Annotated in this window: 4 protein-coding genes; all 4 read right to left on the reverse strand. The window is 33.8% G+C overall.

Going from position 1 to position 2480, the window contains the following annotated elements; all coding sequences use genetic code 11:
* A partial coding sequence (locus tag VKY41_RS09780) for a hypothetical protein (protein WP_500814267.1) occupies positions 1–213 on the reverse strand: 213 nt, incomplete at its 3' end.
* 75 nt (positions 214–288) lie between these two features.
* On the reverse strand, positions 289–561 hold the full coding sequence (locus VKY41_RS09785) for a hypothetical protein (RefSeq protein ID WP_500814268.1): 273 nt from the start codon (positions 559–561) through the stop codon (positions 289–291).
* A 117-nt stretch (positions 562–678) separates the two neighbouring features.
* Positions 679–1272, reverse strand: coding sequence for a hypothetical protein (locus VKY41_RS09790; protein ID WP_500814269.1), 594 nt, complete (start codon positions 1270–1272; stop codon positions 679–681).
* Between the two features lie 625 nt (positions 1273–1897).
* Positions 1898–2480 (reverse strand): NAD(P)-dependent oxidoreductase (locus tag VKY41_RS09795; RefSeq protein WP_500814270.1); only part of this gene is annotated, 583 nt, incomplete at its 5' end.

Here is a 2480-nt window from a genome sequence, read left to right on the forward strand (position 1 = left end):
GGTTAATTCCTCCCAACGGTGCTTTTCAGATTCTAAATCTTCAAGCAATTGGTCTCTTTCTTTCCAATCATTTTGTACTTGAATTCCAAAATCGAAATCCATGGCAATGGATGTTTCAAATTCTTTCAGATTCTGACTAAATGAATGAAAAGTGATTAATAAAAATATTGGGAGTATAAATTTCAATTGGGCTTCAGTTTTTATGGGTGGCAATGGTTGGGTTTAAGAAAGGTAAAGCAGATGTTAAGCCATACGTTCCAAATGGGTGTTATACCAAATATAACTATTTTATTTATTATGGTAGATTCCAGTTTCATCAGAAACTAAGGATTTAATAATTATTTTTCTACTGATAAAATGTTCTTGTTTAATCAATAACGCCTCAGGCTTATCATTTATAAAGATGGTATCGTTGCTAAGCTGATGCTTTTTAAAATCTATAACATCACCAATGTGGTAACCTTCACCGTATTTCCACGTACCATTATGTAAGCTCTTCTCATTGGTTGAGCAAGAAATTAAAATTAAAAGGAGGGTTAGGTATAATATTGTTCTTATCAAGGGGTTTGTTTCTAAAGGAGCTTAAAATTACCTGTTTTTTCTATTCAATTCTTTTTTTTCTCCTAGTTTGATGCTGTTCGGTGTTGACTTGTTTCAATTATTGATGAGTCTTAACTTTTAGTCTTTAGTTTTCATTAATTCACTAAACAAATAATCTAAAAACTTTTGCTGCTTGATATCTTCCTTAAAAGATCTTTGATAATGGATGCTGCAAGATGCAATATCCAAAATGTTCTTTTTGTTAAATGACCAATCAGTTGTGTGTTCCACCATGATATCTAAAGGTCCATTACAACTTTGCCAGAGCTTAGAAAACGGAGTTTCTTTGCTTTCTTCTAAGCTGTTAAAATCGGCATAAACACGATAACCCTTCATCCCGGAATTATAAAATCTTGTTATGGAGGTAATGGGAACACCACCCCAGTCTATGCTTACTCCTTCCTTAAATGAAATGTCAGTAAGGTCCTCCTCACGGAGAGCTTTACTTTGTTCATTTTTTTCCCAAAAAAAACGTTTCTTATAGGTTAATTTAGTTTCGGCGGGCAGTGATATGTTTTTAATAACTAGGGGTTTGGAGCTTATGTAATATGGGTTTTCATCAGGTGTATTAAGAGTCCACATGGAACCAAGCGCCCAAGCATAGGCATAAAAACAACCAATAATTATAAGTATTAAAATTCCGAGTAGTATAAATATAGTTTTCGGTTTCATTTTTTGTTAGAAATTTTACTTTTCAGAAGCAGACAAGAACAGGCCATGGCTGATAGCCCTGGTTGTTTTTAATTGAATATGTCCCCTTTTTCAGCAACTACTTTAAAACGCTGATATAAGCTTGTTAGCAATGATTTTTCTACTTTTTTCGCAGACTTCTAGGCTACTTTTAAACAAAATGAGCTTTGTGCTTAAGCATCTAATTTAACAAATAAATTCTGAAAGCTAAGCTAGGACTTCTAAATAAGTACCTACAAATAAAGCATCGATGAATCATTAAAAGCAAAATTCTCTTTAAAAGGAATATAACTACTTCTTTGATATTGAAACAGAAAACTTCTAAAAACTTATTGTTCCTCCTTCAAATTCCTTAGTTCTTTTTAGCGGAAAGAAAAACCCCAAGAATCATAAAAGTCAAGAAGATGGGATACAGAACAAAAAAAGTACTGTGTATGGAGCTTAATGATAGAGCTAAGGCTAAAAATACATGTAAGCAGGCTATTATAATCATGCCTAAGGATCCGATGACAAAAAATGGATGAAATTTTTTCATATGAATAAATTTTATGGGTAATAGTTTCTTTTTAGTAACTTTTAGTTTAAATGACTGGGTATAGCTTATAACTTAATTGCTAATACCAACAGCTTTATGTAAATATAACTCAGATTTTAGATGTTTCAGCATAAAGTGGGCAATACTGGCGCGAGAAATCATTTTGGTCAAAATATAATGTCCTACCTGCTTACCGTGTTTATAGTTGGTTCGTTTTTTTCCTTGTGTTAGCTGACCGGGTCGGACTATGGTCCAATCTAAGGAACTTTCTATAAGCAATTTTACTTGTTTGGACGTATCTAAAAAATAGAAAAATAGGATAAAGGGAATGGTGAAAAGGGTATAATAGAGTCCCAATTTAAACCGACTGTCGTTGATACCTAGAGAAGTGATACAAATCAACCGGTTAACACCTTGAACCTTCATGGCATGGATGATGTTTTTTGTGCCACGAGCTAATATAGTGGTTTTAATAAAAAACCGTTTGTGCCCTAAAACAGAAAGCACCGCGTCTTGTCCTTGAAAGATATGGTTCAGACTTTCATGGTCTAAAACGTCACCCGTAACTACCCGAACATGCGGATGTTCAATGTTTAACTTGTGAGGCTTACGGACTAAGACGGTCAGTTCATGTCCATCTTCTAGCCCTTGCTTA

The sequence above is a fragment of the Xanthomarina sp. genome, assembly GCF_035306605.1.
Classification (GTDB): domain Bacteria; phylum Bacteroidota; class Bacteroidia; order Flavobacteriales; family Flavobacteriaceae; genus Xanthomarina.

Bases quoted from the DNA above. Each gene is read 5' to 3' on its own strand.
- VKY41_RS09790 (WP_500814269.1), bottom strand. From the start codon at position 1,272: ATGAAACCGAAAACTATATTTATACTACTCGGAATTTTAATACTTATA.